Origin of the sequence: Micromonospora sp. Llam0 (assembly GCF_003751085.1) — a bacterium.
Taxonomy (GTDB): Bacteria; Actinomycetota; Actinomycetes; order Mycobacteriales; family Micromonosporaceae; genus Micromonospora_E.
In genome coordinates this window covers 1,735,626-1,752,230 of sequence record NZ_RJJY01000002.1, presented here as the reverse complement: position 1 = coordinate 1,752,230, position 16,605 = coordinate 1,735,626, and the positions used below count along the sequence as shown (strand labels likewise).

Genomic DNA, 16,605 nt, shown 5'->3' with positions numbered 1-16,605 from the left:
GTTACGCAATTATCGGTAGATCGGCCAGATCAGTCTGATTGCGACCGATTGCCGGGCGTCGGTGCAGCCAGGAAACCGGAGGAGGACACCGACGGGGTCGGCGGTCCGCCGGAACTCTCCGGCTGCCCGGCGGTGCCGGCGGGACGGCGTGTCAGACTGCCGTACGTGACATCGCGTCCGCAGATTCCCAACGTGCTCGCCGCCCGGTACGCCTCCGTCGAGCTTGCCGCTCTCTGGTCCCCGCAGGAAAAGATCCGGCTGGAACGGAGACTCTGGCTCGCCGTCCTGCGCGCCCAGCGCGACCTCGGCATCGCCGTGCCGGACGGGGTGATCGACGCGTACGAGCGGGTCGTCGACCAGGTCGACCTGGCCGCCATCGCCGAGCGCGAGCGGGTCACCCGGCACGATGTCAAGGCCCGGATCGAGGAGTTCAGCGCGCTCGCCGGCCACGAGCACATCCACAAGGGGATGACCTCCCGAGACCTGACCGAAAACGTCGAACAGCTGCAGATCCGGGCATCGCTGGAGCTGATCCGCGACCGGGTCGTCAGCACCCTGGCCCGGCTGGCCCGGCTCGCCGTCGAGCACACCGAGCTGGTCCTCGCCGGCCGCTCGCACAACGTCGCCGCCCAGGCCACCACGCTGGGCAAGCGGTTCGCGTCGGCGGCCGAGGAGCTGCTCATCGCGTACGAACGGTTGACCGACCTGATCGACCGCTACCCGCTGCGCGGCGTCAAGGGGCCGGTCGGCACCGCCGCCGACCAGCTGGACCTCTTCGAGGGTGACGCCGCCAAGGTCGCTGAGCTGGAGCGCCGGGTCGCCGGCCACCTCGGCTTCCGGCGGGTGTTGGACAGCGTCGGCCAGGTCTATCCGCGCTCCCTCGACCTGGACGTGCTCTCCGCCCTGGCCCAGGTCGCCGCCGCCCCGTCCTCGCTGGCCACCACCATCCGGCTGATGGTCGGCCACGAGCTGGTCACCGAGGGCTTTCGGCCCGGGCAGGTCGGCTCCAGCGCCATGCCGCACAAGATGAACACCCGCTCCAGCGAGCGGGTGAACGGGCTGGCCGTGGTGATCCGGGGCTACCTGTCGATGGTCGGCGAGCTGGCCGGCGATCAGTGGAACGAGGGCGACGTCTCCTGCTCGGTGGTGCGCCGGGTGGCGCTGCCGGACGCGTTCTTCGCCGCCGACGGGCTGTTCCAGACCTTTCTCACCGTGCTGGACGAGTTCGGCGCGTACCCGGCGGTGGTCGCCCGGGAACTCGACCGCTACCTGCCGTTCCTGGCCACCACCCGGATTCTCGTCGCAGCGGTGCGCGGCGGCGTCGGCCGGGAGGTCGCGCACGAGGTGATCAAGGAGCACGCGGTCGCGGTGGCGCTGGCCATGCGGGAGCAGGGCGCCGCCGACAACGACCTGTTCGACCGGCTCGCCGCCGACGAGCGGCTCGGGTTGAGCCGGGACGAGATCGCCACGGTGGTCGCCGACCGGGTCGGCTTCGTCGGAGCGGCGCCGTCGCAGGTGCGGGCGGTGGCGGACCGGGTGGCCGGGGTGGTCGCCGACCACCCGGTGGCCGCGGCCTACCAGCCGGCCCCGATCCTGTAGACCTACCTACCAGCCGGCCCCGATCCGGTAGACCTACAGCCGATCCGGTAGACCTATTTGCTGCCGGAGCCGGCCGAGCCGCCGGTCTCGTTGCCGGCGCTGGCGTCGGCGTGACTCGCGTCGACCTTCGACTGCTTCGAGTCGTCGCCGGCGTCCGGCCGGATCTGCAGCACCACGGCAGCCGTCCCGTACGCACAGAGCTCCATGTGGGTGCTACCCACCTGCCGGGTGTCGAACCGCATCCCGATGACGGCGTTCGCGCCCTTCTTCTTGGCGGCCTCGCCCAGCTTGCCGATGATCTCGGTCCGGTACTTGGTGAGGCTGGCCGGGCCGCCCGGGTCGGACTTGCCGCCCCGCAGCGCCTTGACGCCTTCCTTGAACGGGTTGATCGAGCGGACCACCGAGGTGACCACCTCACCCAGCACGATGCGGATCTCGTATCCCGGTAGATCGTTCGTCGTCACGATCAGCACGGAACCGATGCTATGAGCGACAGTGTGCCCTGATCACGGGCATTGGTGGAGCCTGCGCCATCTGTGAAACGGCACGGCGCGGACGTCCGGTCGCCAACCGCGACGGCGCGGACCCCGTGGCTGATCACGGAGTCCGCGCTGTCGTGCGCCAGGACCGGTAGGTCAGGTGACGTCAGGTCACGTCAGGTCAGACGCCGGCCACCGAGCGGATCCAGGACCGGTTGTACGCGACACTGCCGTAGTTCTGGATGTTGACACCGTTGGCGGTCGACGCCACCCCGACCTGCTGGCCGTTGTAGAACTGTGGGCCGCCGGAGTCGCCCCGCCAGGCGTTGCCGTTGATCCGGGTGCTGCGGATCGCCCGGCCGCCGTACGCGTCGGTGACGCTGGTGCTGGTCACCTGGACCGAGGCGGTCTTCAGCTGGGTCGACGCGCCGCAGCCGCTGTAGCAGGTCATGCCCCAGCCGTAGATGCTGTTGGTCGAGCCGACCGGCGGGTAGCTGCTGGACAGCGTCACGTAGCTGGTGCTGACTGGGCTGGAGAAGTAGAGCAGGGCCAGGTCGTAGCGGCCGTACGCGGAGCTGACCGTACGGGTGACGCCGCCGGAGGAGCGGTAGACGCTGCCGATCCGGACCGACATCGAGCCGCTGACACAGTGCCGCGCGGTGAGCACCCAGTTGGCGGCGATGATGGTGCCGGAACAGGTGAACGAGCCGTTGCTGAAGACTGCGGCGGCCCACGGGGCGGACGACACCGTCCCGCCGCCGATGATCTCCTCCGGCGCGGCCGTCGCCGCGGTTGGCGTGGCCAGCAGGCCGATCAGGGTGGTGGCTACTGCTGCCACAGCCAGGCGAACGCGCATGGGTGGGGCTCCTTCCGAGGGGGCAACCCGGGGTACGGGTCGGTGAGCCACGCCGCCGGACGGGTATCCGGCAGCGGAGTTTGTTACAGCGCCCGTCCGACGATCGTCACCGGGCGTTTGACGAAAGACGTTAAGCGCTTCGATGGTCATCTACAAGAATCAAATCGAAGTCATACGATGCATTGATGTCCCGCGACGGCGTCCCGCGCCCCTCGGCGTCCCGCGCTGCCCTCGTCGCGTCCGCCGGCGATCGCCGGTCAGGTGCGGCAGGCCGTCCGTGGGTGCCCGGTGAGCCGGTCCGTCGGCGGTGGCCGATGTCGTCGTTATCGGTTCGTGGCTGATTTGTGGCCCGATCACCGATTCGGCTCTTCGACCGCCGGTGCGTCGTACCCGGTGCCACCAGGTAGGCTGAGCGGTGCGCGGCCCGTTCGAGGCCGGCACCCCCAACGCGTACACGGTCAGGAGTGCCACGTGGCTCGCGTCGTCGTCGACGTCATGCTCAAGCCGGAAATTCTCGATCCCCAGGGCCAGGCTGTCGCGAACGCGCTGCCGAGGCTCGGAGTCAGCGACGTCTCGGCGGTGCGGATCGGCCGACGGATCGAGATCGAGTTCGCCGGCGAGCCCGACCTGGATCGGGCTCGTGAGATCGCGGACAAGTTGCTGGCCAACCCGGTCATCGAGGACTACCAGGTCCGGCTGGCCGAGCAGGCTGATACAGCCGGTGATCCGTCATGAGCGCCCGGATCGGTGTGGTCACCTTCCCGGGCTCGCTCGACGACGGTGACGCCGCCCGCGCGGTGCGGCTCGCCGGCGGGGAGCCGGTCCGACTGTGGCACGGCGACGCCGACCTGCGCGGCGTCGAGGCGGTGGTGCTGCCCGGCGGCTTCTCGTACGGCGACTATCTGCGCTGCGGAGCCATCGCCCGGTTCGCCCCGGTCATGCAGTCGATCGTCGCGGCTGCTGGTGACGGCCTACCGGTGCTCGGCATCTGCAACGGCTTCCAGATCCTCTGCGAGGCCCACCTGCTGCCCGGTGCGCTTACCCGCAACCAGCACCTGCACTTCCGCAACCGGGACCAGATGCTCCGCATCGAGACCGCCGGGACCGCGTTCACCAACGCGTTCTCTCCGAAACAGGAAGTCCTTGTCCCGCTCAAGAGCGGCGAAGGCTGCTACGTGGCCGACGAACAGACGCTCGACGAGTTGGAGTCGACCGGCCGGGTGGTGGCCCGCTACGTCGGCGGCAACCCCAACGGTTCCCTGCGGGACATCGCCGGCATCACCAACCCCGCCGGCAACGTCGTCGGGCTGATGCCCCACCCGGAACACGCCGTCGAGGACCTGACCGGCCCGTCCCGAGACGGACTGGGTTTCTTCACCTCCATCCTCAAGCACCTCGCGGGAGTGCCGGCATGACCACCCAGTCGGAGGCGGCGGCCGTCGCCGACCCGGCAGCGACCGCCCTCGGCGTACCGGTCGACCGGTACGCCGGCGGCCCGGACACCGTCGAACGCGCCACCGATACCCCTGGTGAGCTGCAGCCGTACACCGAGCTGGGGCTGCGCGACGACGAGTACGAGCGGATCCAGCAGATCCTCGGCCGCCGGCCGACCCAGTCCGAGCTCGCCATGTACTCGATCATGTGGAGCGAACACTGCTCCTACAAGTCGAGCAAGGTGCATCTGCGGCAGTTCAGCGAGAAGGCTCCGGCCAGTGACCTGATGCTCGCCGGCATCGGGGAGAACGCCGGCGTCATCCAGGTCTCCGACACCCTCGCCGTCACCTTCAAGGTCGAGTCGCACAACCACCCCAGCTTCGTCGAGCCGTACCAGGGGGCGGCCACCGGCGTCGGCGGCATCGTCCGCGACATCCTCGCCATGGGCGCCCGCCCGGTCGCCGTGATGGATCCGCTGCGGTTCGGCGCCGCCGACCACCCGGACACGGCCCGGGTGCTGCCCGGCGTCGTCGCCGGGGTCGGCGGCTACGGCAACTGCCTGGGCCTGCCCAACATCGGTGGCGAGGTCGTGTTCGACCCCTGCTACCAGGGCAACCCGCTGGTCAACGCGCTCTGCCTCGGCGTACTGCCGGTGGACCGGCTGCAGAACAAGGCCGCCGCCGGGGCCGGCAACGTCGTGGTGCTGATGGGTGCCAAGACCGGCCGGGACGGCATCGGCGGGGTGTCGGTGCTGGCCAGCGCCACCTTCGACGACGCCAGCCAGCAACGCCGCCCGTCGGTGCAGGTCGGCGACCCGTTCATGGAGAAGCTGCTGATCGAGTCATGCCTGGAGCTGTACGACGCCGGGCTGGTCGTCGGCATCCAGGACCTCGGCGGCGCCGGCCTGACCTGCGCGCTCACCGAGACCGCCGCTGCGGCCGGCACCGGCATGCGGGTCTGGCTGGAACGGGTTCCGCTGCGTGAGCCGTCGATGGAGCCGCACGAGATCCTGGCCAGCGAGTCGCAGGAACGGATGCTGCTGATCGTCGAGCCGGCGCAGCTCGACGCGGTGCTCGCCACCGCCGAGAAGTGGGGCGTGCTGGCCACCGCGATCGGTGAGGTCACCCCGGCCGAGCCGGACGGCCGACCCGGGCGGCTGGTGATCAGCTGGCGTGACCACGTGGTGGTCGACGTACCGCCGGGGTCGCTGGCCGACGACGGCCCGATCTACGCCCGGCCGATGCGTGAGCCGGCGGACCTGATCCTGCTGCAGGCCGATCGGGCGGAGACGCTGCCCCGCCCCGGCACCCCGGACGAGCTTCGGGAAACCCTGCTGCGGATGATCGCCTCGCCAAACCTGTGCGACCGCAGCTGGGTGACCGAGCAGTACGACCGGTACGTGCTGGGCAACACTGTGCTGGCCCAGCCTGAGGACGCCGGGGTCATCCGGATCGACGAGCGGAGCGGCCTCGGTGTCGCCCTGTCGGTCGACGGCAACGGCCGGTACGCCCGGCTCGACCCGTACCAGGGGGCGAAGCTCGCGCTTGCCGAGTCGTACCGCAACGTGGCGGTGACCGGTGCCCGCCCGGTGGCGGTCACCAACTGCCTGAACTTCGGCTCCCCTGAGGACCCGAGCGTGATGTGGCAGTTCGCCGAGGCGGTTCGCGGCCTCGCCGACGGCTGCGCCGAGCTCGGTATCCCGGTGACCGGCGGTAATGTCAGCTTTTACAACCAGACCGGTGCCGCCGCGATCCACCCCACCCCGGTGGTCGGTGTGCTCGGTGTGCTCGACGACGTGGCGCAGCGCGTCCCGATGGGCTTCGTCCCGCCGTCGCACAGCGACGGTGACCTGATCATGCTGCTCGGCGAGACCGAGCTGGAACTCTCCGGATCGGAGTGGGCCTGGGTCACCCACCGTCACCTCGGCGGTACGCCGCCCAAGGTCGACCTGGACCGGGAGCGGGTGCTGGCCACCGTGATCGGTGAGTCGGCCCGGGTGGGGCACATCACCTCGGCCCACGACCTCTCCGACGGCGGGCTCGCCCAGGCACTGGTCGAGGCGTGTCTGCGCCGGTCGATCGGGGCCCGGATCGCGTTGCCGCCGGAGTTCAGCGACGGCTCGATGCCGTTCGTTTTCCTGTTCAGCGAGTCAGCGGGGCGGGCCATGGTCGCCGTGCCGCGCGGGCACGAGAAGGCGTTCACCGCGCTCTGCGTGGAGCACGGACTGCCCTGGACCATGATCGGAGTGACCGACCCGGCGGCCCGGCTGCTGGAGGTCCGCGACCAGTTCAGCGTCGGTCTGGACGAGCTGCGCGGTGCCCACACCGGTACCCTGCCGGCGCTGTTCAGCGCGGTAGGGCCGCGCAACGTGCCGGCGGACCCGCAGGATCCGGACGCCGTCGGGGTGCTGGCCAGCGACGCGGTCGCAATCGACGCCCCGGCCGGTACGCCGGAGCAGACCACGGCGACGGTGGACGTCGACCCGGACAGCGACGAAGCCGAGGCGGTGACCGAGCCGGCGGACGGGAAGCCGTCGGATTCGGCCGACGCGGTGACCGAGCCTGCCGCGGTGACCGAGCGGGAACCGGAAGCAGTCACCGACAGCGACGCGGTGGCGGAGGACACGGCAGACAGCGGCGATGTAGCGGCGGCCGAGAAAACGGCGACCGGCGGCGACGCGACCGACGACGCGGCTCAGCCGGTGGACCGGCCCGACCCGTCCGCCGGCAAGCCGAAGAACCAGAGCTGACCGGGCGGTCGACAGACTGACTGATCGATGATGGGCCGGACCCGAACGGGTCCGGCCCATCATCGATGTCGCGTCGGTTGGCCGTCAGTCGTCGAGCCAGTCGAGGGAACGTCGCTCACCCCGGTTGCCCGACTGCGGCGCCGCACCGTGCCGCGGCTGGTCGCCGGGCGGCTGCTCGCCGCCGTAGGGCTGCTGGTCGTAGGGCTGCTGTCCGTACGGCATCTGCTGGTCGTAGCCACCCCGTTGGTCCGGGACGCGGCGGTCGTCGTAGCCGCCGCCCGCAGGCGGGTAGCCGCCACCCTGGTCGTAGCCGCCACCGGTCGGGGCGCCGTACCCGCCCGATTCCCGGCCGGACTCGTAGCCCGCCGATCCGCCGGGGCTGTAGCCCGGCGATCCGTAGCCCTGGTCGGAGCCGTACCCGCTGCCCCGGTCGCCACCGTAGCCCGCGCCCGGGTAGCCCGCATCGGGGTAGCCCGCGTCCGGGTAACCGCCGGCCTGGGGTGGGCTTTCTCCGTAGTTTCCGCCGTAGCCGGCACTTGCGCCGTAACCGCCGCCGTCCGGCCCGTAGCCGGGGCTGCCGCCTCGGTAGCCGGGCTGCGGCGGTTCCGGACCACGCGGTGGTGGTGGCACGTCGCCGCGCCCCTGATCCGGGCCGGGGTAGCCGGTGGAGTCGTACGGCGGGCCGGACTGTCCGTAGCCGCCCGGCTGGTAACGCCCGGTTGGCTCGTCGTAGCGATCCGAGCCGTAGCCGCCGGCGGGGGAGTCCGCTCCGTACCCGCCAGGGGAGTAGCCCGAGCCGCCGCCGGAGTCGCCGTAGCTTCGGCCGCCGCGGTAGCCGCCGGCCTCGTCGGCTGGCGGCCGGCCGGTCGGCTCGCCGTACTGACCGGGTACCGGCGGGGCGCCGTAGCTGCCGGGTGCCCCGGAGGATGGGGCGTTGCCGCCGTACGGGCCGCCCGACGATGGGGCACCGCCGTACGGGCCGCCGGACGACGGCGGGGTGCCGTACGGGCCACCGGACGACGGCGGGGTGCCGTAGCTGCCGGGTGCCCCGGAGGACGGGACGTTGCCGCCGTACTGGCTGCCGCCGTAGGTGCCGCCAGGGCGGGCCGCCCCGGCTGGTCCGCCGTAGCCGGAACCGGCCCCGCTACCCGGCTGGTCGGCACCGGGTACCGCGCCGTACACGCTGGTGGCACCGGCGGGGCCGGAGCCGTAGCCGGGCTGGGTCGGCGGTCCGCCCCAGCCGGGGCGCTGGTCCGCGCCGTACCGTGGCTCGGGCCCGGCCGGCGGGTTCGGCCCGGGCGGCGGCGGAGCACCGTACGGGTCGGGGAACTCGTCCTTGATCGGTGGCATCTGGTGCAGCATCGTCGGCGCGTCCGACAGCGACGGGCGGGTGATCATCGTGGCGTCGGAGACCGGGCCGGGCGGCATCGGTGGCATCGCCACCCGGGTCGCGTCGTCGGCACCGTGGTAGACGCCGCGGCTGCCCGGCGCGGCGGCCCGCCCGCCAGCCGGATCGTCGTCGGCCGGCTCCGGGCCGTCGTCGACGTCGCCGTCCTTGCGCCGCACCAGCAGCAGCACGATGGCTCCGACACCGAGCGCGACCAGCAGGCCGCCCATGATGATCAGCAGCCAGGAGCCCATCCCCCCGCCGCTGCTCTCGTTCGCCAGGTTCTGGGTGTCGACCGGTGGGGCGTCGGTGGCCGCGCCGCTCGGCGTCGCCTCGGCGGTCGCCGACGGGGTCGCCTCCGGAGTGGCCGACGGGGTCGGCTCCACGTTCGACTTCAGGGTGATCCGGTCGACGGTGATCGACTGCCCGGCGGCGGCGGTGACGACCTTCACTTCGCTGTCGTCGTACTCGTCGGCGGTCGCCGCGATCCGGATGTCGCCGGGGACGATCGGCCGGTCGTTGCTGGAAGTGAACCGGTAGTTGCCGTTGGCGTTGGTGGTGGTGTCGTAGTTGTTGCTCTGCGAGTCGCTCATCGCGACCACGGCGCCTTCGATCGGTTCACCGGTGGAGACGTCGGTGACCTTGCCGGCGACCTCCTTGACCCGGGGTGCCTCCTGCGGCCCGCGGACCGAGACGTCGCGCTGGACCCGGCCGTTCTCCCCGTCGACCACGGCGACGATCTCCACCCGGCCGCTGCGGTTCTGGTTGGTCCCGACGTTGCCGGCGATCAGCTCGACCGTGTACTTCTTGCTCGCGCCCCGCTCGATCGTGTCTGTGAAGTCGCACTGACCTTCGCACCGCAGCTCGTTGATGTTCGTGGCGACCCGGATGTTGACGGAGGTCCCGCCCTCGACCTCTTCCTCGCCCGCCGGGTTGTTGTTGCGGACCTCGAATTCGAGGGTGGCCCGGCCACCGGAGCTGAGGTTGGCGTTGGAGAGGCTGGTGATGGTGACTGTGGGTGCCTCGGCGGCCGCTGGCGCGGCGGGCAGGCCGACTAGTGCGACGGCAGCCAGCGCTGCGACAACACCGGCCCGCGAAAGCCAGGCTCGTAGGTGTGTTGTCACGTCCACCGCCTTCCGGTTTGATCCTTCCCCCGCACCAGGATTCGGGCAGGGGTCACCCGTGACGAGTACACCGTCGGCAACTATGCCTTGCCGAGACGGATGTGCGCGACCCAGGGGCGGGAGCAACTGGTACCGGAGCTAGTCGTATCGTCCCGATGTGTCCTCTCCGTACAGTAAGTCCACTACGGTCGCCGCCGTGCGGGACGCCGTGGCGGCCGGTGCCGTCCCCGCCCGTGTGCAGCTACGCGATGCGGTCCGCCTGCTGTTGGCGGCGCTGGCCGAGCGAGCGCCGGGCCGATCGGTGGAGGTCCGTGTCCCACCTTACGGTGCAATTCAGTGTGTAGCCGGGCCGCGACACACCCGTGGCACCCCCGCGAACGTGGTGGAGATCGACCCGGTGACCTGGGTGCTGCTGGCGACCGGCGACCTCGACTGGGCTGCGGCCGTGGCGAACGGACAAATCTCCGCGAGTGGTCCAAGGTCCGATATATCGCCGTACCTGCCGCTGTGAGGCGGGCCGGCGATTTGCCGGCCGGCTGCGGCGGTCACCCGGCCGGCTGCGGCGGTCACCCGGCCGGTGTGGGGCCAAATGGAGCACTCTGGGCCAACCGGAACCTCGCGTACACTGTTCGGCGACGGTAGTCCGGTGACACCCCGCGCTGAGGCGTGCAGGCCACGTGCAGGCCAGGCGTCAGTGCAGACCAGTACGAGGGAGCGGCAGGTGCCTCGAGGCGACGGCCGGTTGAGTCACGATCTTGATCCCCAACGACCCGGTCCGCAGGACGCCTGTGGCGTGTTCGGAGTGTGGGCACCGGGGGAAGAGGTCGCGAAGCTGAGCTACTTCGGTCTCTACGCCCTGCAGCACCGGGGCCAGGAGGCAGCCGGGATCGCGGTGAGTGACGGCTCCGGCGTGGTGGTCTACAAGGATCTCGGCCTGGTGGCCCAGGTCTTCGACGAGCCGACCCTGGCCAGCCTGCGCGGCCATCTCGCCATCGGGCACGCCCGCTACTCCACCACCGGCGGCTCGACCTGGGAGAATGCCCAGCCGACGATCAAGGCGACCAGCGCCGGCACGACGATCGCCCTGGCGCACAACGGCAACCTGGTCAACACCGCCGAGCTGGCCCGCGAGGTGGTCGACCGAGGGCTGTCCGGCGACGGCTCGACCTCGGACACCGCCCTGGTCACCAGCCTGCTGGCCAGCCGCCCGGACCTGTCGGTCGAGGCCGCGGCGCTGGAGGTGCTGCCGACCCTGCGGGGCGCGTTCAGCTTCGTCTTCATGGACGAGACCACGCTGTACGCGGCGCGCGACCCGCACGGCGTCCGGCCCCTGGTGCTCGGCCGGCTGGAGCGGGGCTGGGTGGTCGCCAGCGAGACCGCCGCGCTGGACATCGTCGGCGCCACCGTGGTCCGCGAGGTGGAGCCGGGCGAGCTGATCGCCATCGACGAGCACGGGCTGCGGTCGGCCCGGTTCGCCCCGCCGGAGCCGAAGGGCTGCCTGTTCGAGTACGTGTACATCGCCCGCCCGGACACCACCATCGCCGGGCGTAACGTGCACGCCGCCCGGGTGCAGATCGGCCGCCGACTGGCCCGGGAGCACCCGGTCGAGGCGGACCTGGTGATCCCGGTGCCGGAGTCGGGCACGCCGGCCGCGATCGGCTACGCCGAGCAGTCCGGCATCACCTACGGCGCCGGCCTGATGAAGAACTCGTACGTCGGCCGTACGTTCATCCAGCCCTCCCAGACGCTGCGCCAGCTCGGCATCCGGTTGAAGCTCAACCCGCTGCGGGAGAACGTCCGTGGCAAGCGGCTGGTGGTGGTCGACGATTCGATCGTGCGGGGCAACACCCAGCGGGCGATTGTGCGGATGCTGCGCGAGGCGGGTGCCCTGGAGGTGCACGTACGCATCTCGTCGCCGCCGGTGAGCTGGCCGTGTTTCTACGGCATCGACTTCGCCACCCGGGCTGAACTGCTGGCCAACGGGCTGGACACCGAGGGTATACGCCGGTCCATCGGTGCGGATACTCTCGGTTATGTCTCGCTTGCCGGTCTGATAGCGGCAACCGAGCAGCCGAAGACACGATTGTGTCGGGCATGTTTCGATGGGGAGTACCCGATCGAGTTGCCAGCTGGCAATCTGATCGGCAAGCACGTGCTCGAAGGTGTGGACCGCCGGGTCGCTGGCGGGGTCGGCCATCCGGGGGACATCACCGAGCAGGACTATCAGGCCGGTGGCGACCGGACCGGCCCGGGCGCTCAACGGTTCGCTGTCAGCACTGGCGGCCCCGAGGCCCTGCACCGCCCGTAGCACCGGCCGGACCGGCCTCGGTCGTCCGACCGGCAGCCCGAGTCGAGCGATCCTCGACAGCTACCCGACGCGGCCCCGCCGCGAGAAGCACAAAGGGGAGAACCGTGACGCACGTGACTGAGCGCGGCAGCGCGGACGTCGGCCCGACCGCCGACGACTCCGGCGCCCGGACGGTCAACCGCCAGCCGTGGACGGCCAGCGCCGGCCGGTCCGGCCGCAAACGCACCGTGACGTACGCGGACGCCGGCGTCTCCATCCACGCCGGTGAGCGCGCCGTCGAACTGCTCAAGTCGAAGGTGCACAAGACCACCCGGCCCGAGGTGATGGGCGACATCGGCGGCTTCGCCGGGCTTTTCCGGCTCGACGTGCAGAAGTACCGGCACCCGATCCTGGCCTCGTCGACCGACGGGGTGGGCACCAAGCTGGTCATCGCCCAGCAGATGAACATCCACGACACGGTCGGCATCGACCTGGTCGCGATGGTGGTGGACGACCTGGTCGCCTGCGGGGCGGAGCCGCTGTTCCTGCTCGACTACATCGCCTGCGGCGAGGTCGTGCCGGACAAGGTCGCCGAGATCGGCGCCGGCATCTCCGACGGCTGCCGGTACGCCGGTTGCGCGCTGCTCGGCGGCGAGACCGCCGAACACCCCGGGGTGCTGCGGCCGGACGAGTACGACGTCTCCGCGACCGGCGTCGGCGTGGTCGAGGAGAGCGAGATCCTCGGCCGGGACCGCGTCGAGGTGGGCGACGTGGTGATCGCGATGCGGTCGTCCGGCCTGCACTCCAACGGCTACTCGCTGGTCCGCCACGTCCTGCTCGGCGCCGGTCGGATGCGGCTGGACACCGTGGTCGACGACTTCGGCCGGCAGCGGACCCTGGGCGAGGAGCTGCTCACCCCGACGAAGATCTACGCCCGGGACTGCCTGAAGCTGATCGAGGAGTGCGAGGTCCGGGCCCTGGCCCACGTGACCGGCGGTGGCATTCCCGGCAACCTGGTGCGGATCCTCCCCGAGCACGTCGACGCGCTGGTCAACCGCGCCACCTGGAAGCCGCAGTCGATCTTCGACCTGGTGCAGGCGAAGGGGCGGATCGAGGACAACGAGATGGAGTCGACGTTCAACATGGGCGTCGGCATGTTCGCCATCGTCTCCGCCCAGGACGCCGACCGGGCGCTCGCCTGCCTGACCGGCAGCGGCATCGAGGCCTGGCAGGCCGGCGACATCATCGAGGGCACCGGCACCGTACAGATGGTCGGCCACCACACCCGGGGCTGACGGCGGGCCGCTGCCGCGTCACCTTGGCGGGTCGGCACCGCCGCGCTCCGGCGGGCCGTACCGCCGATTCACCTCGGCAGACCCCGACACCTAGCCTGAAACGACATCCGTCACAGGCAGGAGGATGGGGATGAGCAGGGCCGAAACCCGGCAGGACCCGGCCGGTGGGGGGCGGCTGGCCCCCACCGGCATGCGCGGTGTGGCGACCGTCCCGAGCTACGTCGTCATGCAGCCCACCACGCTGTGCAACCTAGACTGCACCTATTGCTACCTGCCGCTGCGGGCGGCCAACCGACGGATGCCGGTCGCCGTGGCCGCCGCTGTCGCCCGACCGGTGAACACCTGGGCCGCGCAGCAGGGACGCCGGTTCTCGGTGGTCTGGCACGGCGGTGAGCCGTTGGCTGCCGGGCTGGACCACCTGTCGGCGCTGATCACCCCGTTCAGCGCCGACGTGGAGCACCACGTGCAGACCAACGCGACCTTGATCGACGACGCCTGGTGCGAGTTCTTCCGCGAGCACCGGGTACGGGTCAGCGTCAGCGTCGACGGTCCGCGGGCGCGTAACGACAACCGGCACACCCGGGGCGGTCGGCCCGCGTACGACCAGATCCGTAGCGGTGTCGAAGCGCTACGCCGGCACGGGATCGAATTCTCGGCGCTCTGCGTGGTCAGCGACCCGAGCCCCGGCCTGGCCACCGAGCTGTACCAGTTCTTCCTCGACCTCGACTGTGACGTGCTGGGCGTCAACATCGAGGAGACGGAGGGCGTGAACGTCCGGTCGAACAGCTGGCCGGACCGGGCCGTGGCGGGCTTCTGGGCGGAGCTGGTCGGAGCCTGGCGGCAGGCACCGCAAATCCATCTGCGCGAGGTGGAGTGGTCGCTGCGGTATGCGGCAGCCGTGCTCGACGGCACGGCCGACCAGGTGCTGCCCCGCCAGCTCGACCCGATCCCCACCATCGGGTACGACGGGTCGGTGGTGCTGCTCTCGCCGGAGCTGGCCGGCTTCTCCGATCCCCGGTACGGGGACTTCACCAGCGGAAACGTGTTGACCAGCGGGCTGACCGAGATCCTCGCCACGCCGGAGCGGACACCCTGGGTCACCGAATTCGTGGCGGGCGTCGAAGCATGCCGGACCACCTGCCCGTACTTCCGGTTCTGCGGAGGTGGTCACGCTGCCAACCGTTACTTCGAACACGGGCGTTTTGATGGTACGGAGACCAACCACTGCCGTAACAGCAAGATCCATCTACTGGAGGGAGTGTTGGCCCATGCCAGAGACCAGCCGGCAGCGGCCTGAACCGGTCGGCGCAGCCCCGGGAGCCACCGTCGCCGAGGCAGCTGGCGACGATCAGGTGGCGGACCGGGTGTACGCCGTCCGGGACGGTCTGGCACTGCTGCTCGCCGAAGCGGAACAGGCCCGGCGCCGTCGCGCCGAGGCGGCCGGTGCCGACGGCGCGGTCTGCGCCTGGAACCACTTCGAGAACATCCCGACCTTCTACAACTGGAACAACCGCCCCCGTTGACCGCTGCGACCGGCCGCGTACCTGGCGCTCCGCTCGGCCCCGTACCCGGGCAGGGCGGCACGCACCAGTCGCCCGCCTGCCGACGGACATCCGGTGGTGCCTACCCCGTCCTGGGGTACGCACCACCGGATGGTGGCATTCCGACACACGTACGGCGACCAGCCGGGCCGGAGTCCTCGTCGACATGAATCAGCACGCGGACACTGACCGCGTGCTCTGATCAGTCGGACCCTCAGCGGGACGAAGAGGGTGTCCAGTTACCCCGGTCGTCGTCGGCTGGGTCGTCCTCGTCATCGTCGTCGAGGTACGGATCGTACTCGTCGTCGAAATCACGGTCCGACTTGCCGCTGCCGGCGAGCTCTCGCTGCAAGGCGGCGAGGTCGGTGTTCGGGGAGTGGTATTTCAGCTCCCTGGCCACCTTTGTCTGCTTGGCCTTAGCACGGCCGCGCCCCATGGCTCGACCCCCTCGCACAGAATTCGGGGCAGCCCGAAGGCGGGCCCCGATGACGTCAGGCATCTCTCGTGGGTCTTACGGTACATGGGCGGACCCAGGTTCGGCACCTCGGGTTGCATCGGGTCGCTCCCGTGCGTCCTCGGCGGCCGACGTCGTCACGGGCAGCGGCGGGGTAAGGAGCCGGATCCCCACCGCTCGTGACCCGTACGGGTGATTCTCCACACGCCCGGTGATGGCCACCCGGGGCGGACCGGCGGGGTCAGCGCCCAGGCCGGCGGCGCTCGGGGTGGCGGCTCACCGGAGATGGATCGCGCGCAGCCGACCGACCTCGGCCATCCGGCGTTCGGCGAGCCGGTCGGCCGCCACCGCCGGCGGTACGCCCTCCCGGTCTGCGCTGCGCAGGATCTCCCGGGTGGTCTGGTAGATGCGGGTCGCCCGGGCCTTCGCCCGGGCGAAGGCGAACCCGTACCGGCCGTTGGCCGACGGTGTGGCGGCCCCGGTCACCTCGTCGGCCACCTGGATCACCCCACCGGCGTTGACCACGTAGTCCGGGGCGTAGAGGATGCCCCGCTCGGCGAGCAGCTTCTCGACGCCGGGGTGGGCCAACTGGTTGTTGGCGGCTCCGGCGACGATCTCGGCCCGCAGCGCCGGAACGGTGTCGTCGTCGAGCGCCCCACCGAGCGCGCAGGGCGCGTAGACGTCGATCTCCTGGCGGATCAGCACGTCGGTGTCGTCCACCAGGTCGACCTGCGGATAGGTGCTCCGGGCCCAGTCCACCGCCGGTTCGCTGACATCGGTGGCCACCACCGCGGCACCGTCGTCGAGCAGATGCCCGGTCAGCTGCCGGCCCACCTTGCCGAGCCCGGCGATACCGACTCGCCGGCCGGCGAGACTGGCCGAACCCCAGCGGTGCTCGGCGGCGGCCCGCATGCCCTGGAACACCCCCCAGGCGGTGAGCTCGGAGGAGTCACCGGCTCCGCCCTGCTCGCGGCTGCGTCCGGTGGCGAACCGGGTCTCCCGGGCCACGACGTCCATGTCCGGCACGTAGGTGCCGACGTCGCAGGCGGTGTAGTAGCGCCCGCCGAGCGATTCGACGAACCGGCCGTACGCGCGCAGCAGCGGCTCGGTCTTGAGCTGCTCCGGGTCGCCCCAGATGACTGCCTTGCCGCCGCCCAGGTCCAGTCCGGCCATCGCGTTCTTGTAGGCCATCCCCCGGGACAGCTCCAGCACGTCGTGCAGGGCGTCGGCCTCGGAGGCGTACGGGTAGAACCGGGTGCCGCCGAGCGCCGGCCCGAGCGCGGTCGAGTAGATCGCGATGATCGCGCGCAGCCCGGTCGGCTGGTCCTGGCAGAAGACGACCTGTTCGTGCCCGGTGGCGGTGCCGGGTCCGGTGGTGGTGGTGAAGACGCCCATGTCTG

14 protein-coding genes are annotated in these 16,605 nt (G+C 71.1%); 9 read left to right on the top strand and 5 right to left on the bottom strand.

Annotation, left to right across the window (positions count from 1 at the left end; all coding sequences use genetic code 11):
• The first annotated feature begins 165 nt into the window (after positions 1 to 165).
• Positions 166 to 1,599, top strand: a complete 1,434-nt coding sequence (gene purB / locus EDC02_RS35235; RefSeq protein WP_199758032.1) for an adenylosuccinate lyase — start codon at positions 166 to 168, stop codon at positions 1,597 to 1,599.
• Between the two features lie 53 nt (positions 1,600 to 1,652).
• Here the strand turns inward: purB and EDC02_RS35230 are convergent, their stop codons facing one another.
• Together EDC02_RS35230 and EDC02_RS35225 are read right to left on the bottom strand one after the other, a co-directional pair.
• On the bottom strand, positions 1,653 to 2,072 hold the full coding sequence (locus tag EDC02_RS35230) for a YbjQ family protein (protein WP_233606603.1): 420 nt from the start codon (positions 2,070 to 2,072) through the stop codon (positions 1,653 to 1,655).
• A 187-nt stretch (positions 2,073 to 2,259) separates the two neighbouring features.
• Entirely contained in the window at positions 2,260 to 2,934 is a 675-nt protein-coding gene (locus tag EDC02_RS35225; protein WP_123606452.1) for a DUF1986 domain-containing protein, read from the bottom strand.
• A gap of 471 nt (positions 2,935 to 3,405) precedes the next feature.
• Here EDC02_RS35225 and purS point away from each other — a divergent pair, with 471 nt between their 5' ends.
• Genes purS through purL form a run of 3 tightly spaced genes read left to right on the top strand, consistent with a single transcriptional unit; the run spans position 3,406 to position 7,117 of the window.
• On the top strand, positions 3,406 to 3,669 hold the full coding sequence (gene purS, locus EDC02_RS35220) for a phosphoribosylformylglycinamidine synthase subunit PurS (RefSeq protein WP_123606451.1): 264 nt from the start codon (positions 3,406 to 3,408) through the stop codon (positions 3,667 to 3,669).
• Positions 3,666 to 4,349: a phosphoribosylformylglycinamidine synthase subunit PurQ gene (purQ, locus tag EDC02_RS35215; protein ID WP_123606450.1), complete on the top strand. Its 684-nt coding sequence runs from the start codon at positions 3,666 to 3,668 to the stop codon at positions 4,347 to 4,349. Before purS ends, purQ begins: the two co-directional genes overlap by 4 nt.
• Positions 4,346 to 7,117 carry a phosphoribosylformylglycinamidine synthase subunit PurL gene (gene purL / locus EDC02_RS35210; RefSeq protein WP_123606449.1) on the top strand — a complete coding sequence of 924 codons (2,772 nt, stop codon included), beginning with the start codon at positions 4,346 to 4,348 and terminating at the stop codon, positions 7,115 to 7,117. Before purQ ends, purL begins: the two co-directional genes overlap by 4 nt.
• 84 nt (positions 7,118 to 7,201) lie before the next feature.
• Here purL and EDC02_RS35205 read toward each other — a convergent pair whose 3' ends face one another.
• Positions 7,202 to 9,628 (bottom strand): carboxypeptidase-like regulatory domain-containing protein, encoded by a 2,427-nt coding sequence (locus EDC02_RS35205; RefSeq protein ID WP_158632419.1) that lies wholly within the window; start codon positions 9,626 to 9,628, stop codon positions 7,202 to 7,204.
• A 157-nt stretch (positions 9,629 to 9,785) separates the two neighbouring features.
• Here EDC02_RS35205 and EDC02_RS35200 point away from each other — a divergent pair, with 157 nt between their 5' ends.
• From EDC02_RS35200 to amcA, 5 genes are all read left to right on the top strand, one after another.
• Positions 9,786 to 10,139: a sterol carrier family protein gene (locus EDC02_RS35200; protein WP_158632418.1), complete on the top strand. Its 354-nt coding sequence runs from the start codon at positions 9,786 to 9,788 to the stop codon at positions 10,137 to 10,139.
• Between the two features lie 210 nt (positions 10,140 to 10,349).
• Positions 10,350 to 11,936, top strand: coding sequence for an amidophosphoribosyltransferase (gene purF, locus EDC02_RS35195; protein ID WP_233606602.1), 1,587 nt, complete (start codon positions 10,350 to 10,352; stop codon positions 11,934 to 11,936).
• 104 nt (positions 11,937 to 12,040) lie between these two features.
• Positions 12,041 to 13,210, top strand: coding sequence for a phosphoribosylformylglycinamidine cyclo-ligase (purM, locus tag EDC02_RS35190; RefSeq protein ID WP_123606446.1), 1,170 nt, complete (start codon positions 12,041 to 12,043; stop codon positions 13,208 to 13,210).
• A 190-nt stretch (positions 13,211 to 13,400) separates the two neighbouring features.
• On the top strand, positions 13,401 to 14,507 hold the full coding sequence (gene amcB / locus EDC02_RS35185; RefSeq protein ID WP_123607397.1) for a cyclophane-forming radical SAM peptide maturase AmcB: 1,107 nt from the start codon (positions 13,401 to 13,403) through the stop codon (positions 14,505 to 14,507).
• Positions 14,479 to 14,733, top strand: coding sequence for a multiple cyclophane-containing RiPP AmcA (gene amcA, locus EDC02_RS35180; protein ID WP_123606445.1), 255 nt, complete (start codon positions 14,479 to 14,481; stop codon positions 14,731 to 14,733). Before amcB ends, amcA begins: the two co-directional genes overlap by 29 nt.
• Positions 14,734 to 14,965: 232 nt before the next feature.
• Here the strand turns inward: amcA and EDC02_RS35175 are convergent, their stop codons facing one another.
• Positions 14,966 to 15,187 carry a DUF3073 domain-containing protein gene (locus EDC02_RS35175; RefSeq protein WP_123606444.1) on the bottom strand — a complete coding sequence of 74 codons (222 nt, stop codon included), beginning with the start codon at positions 15,185 to 15,187 and terminating at the stop codon, positions 14,966 to 14,968.
• Between the two features lie 294 nt (positions 15,188 to 15,481).
• Entirely contained in the window at positions 15,482 to 16,600 is a 1,119-nt protein-coding gene (locus tag EDC02_RS35170; protein ID WP_123606443.1) for a Glu/Leu/Phe/Val dehydrogenase, read from the bottom strand.
• Positions 16,601 to 16,605: the final 5 nt, after the last annotated feature.

Coding starts and splice junctions, on each gene's coding strand:
- purQ (WP_123606450.1), top strand. CDS start 3,666: ATGAGCGCCCGGATCGGTGTGGTCACCTTCCCGGGCTCGCTCGACGAC.
- EDC02_RS35225 (WP_123606452.1), bottom strand. CDS start 2,934: ATGCGCGTTCGCCTGGCTGTGGCAGCAGTAGCCACCACCCTGATCGGC.
- amcA (WP_123606445.1), top strand. CDS start 14,479: ATGCCAGAGACCAGCCGGCAGCGGCCTGAACCGGTCGGCGCAGCCCCG.
- EDC02_RS35170 (WP_123606443.1), bottom strand. CDS start 16,600: ATGGGCGTCTTCACCACCACCACCGGACCCGGCACCGCCACCGGGCAC.
- EDC02_RS35175 (WP_123606444.1), bottom strand. CDS start 15,187: ATGGGGCGCGGCCGTGCTAAGGCCAAGCAGACAAAGGTGGCCAGGGAG.
- amcB (WP_123607397.1), top strand. CDS start 13,401: ATGCGCGGTGTGGCGACCGTCCCGAGCTACGTCGTCATGCAGCCCACC.
- purL (WP_123606449.1), top strand. CDS start 4,346: ATGACCACCCAGTCGGAGGCGGCGGCCGTCGCCGACCCGGCAGCGACC.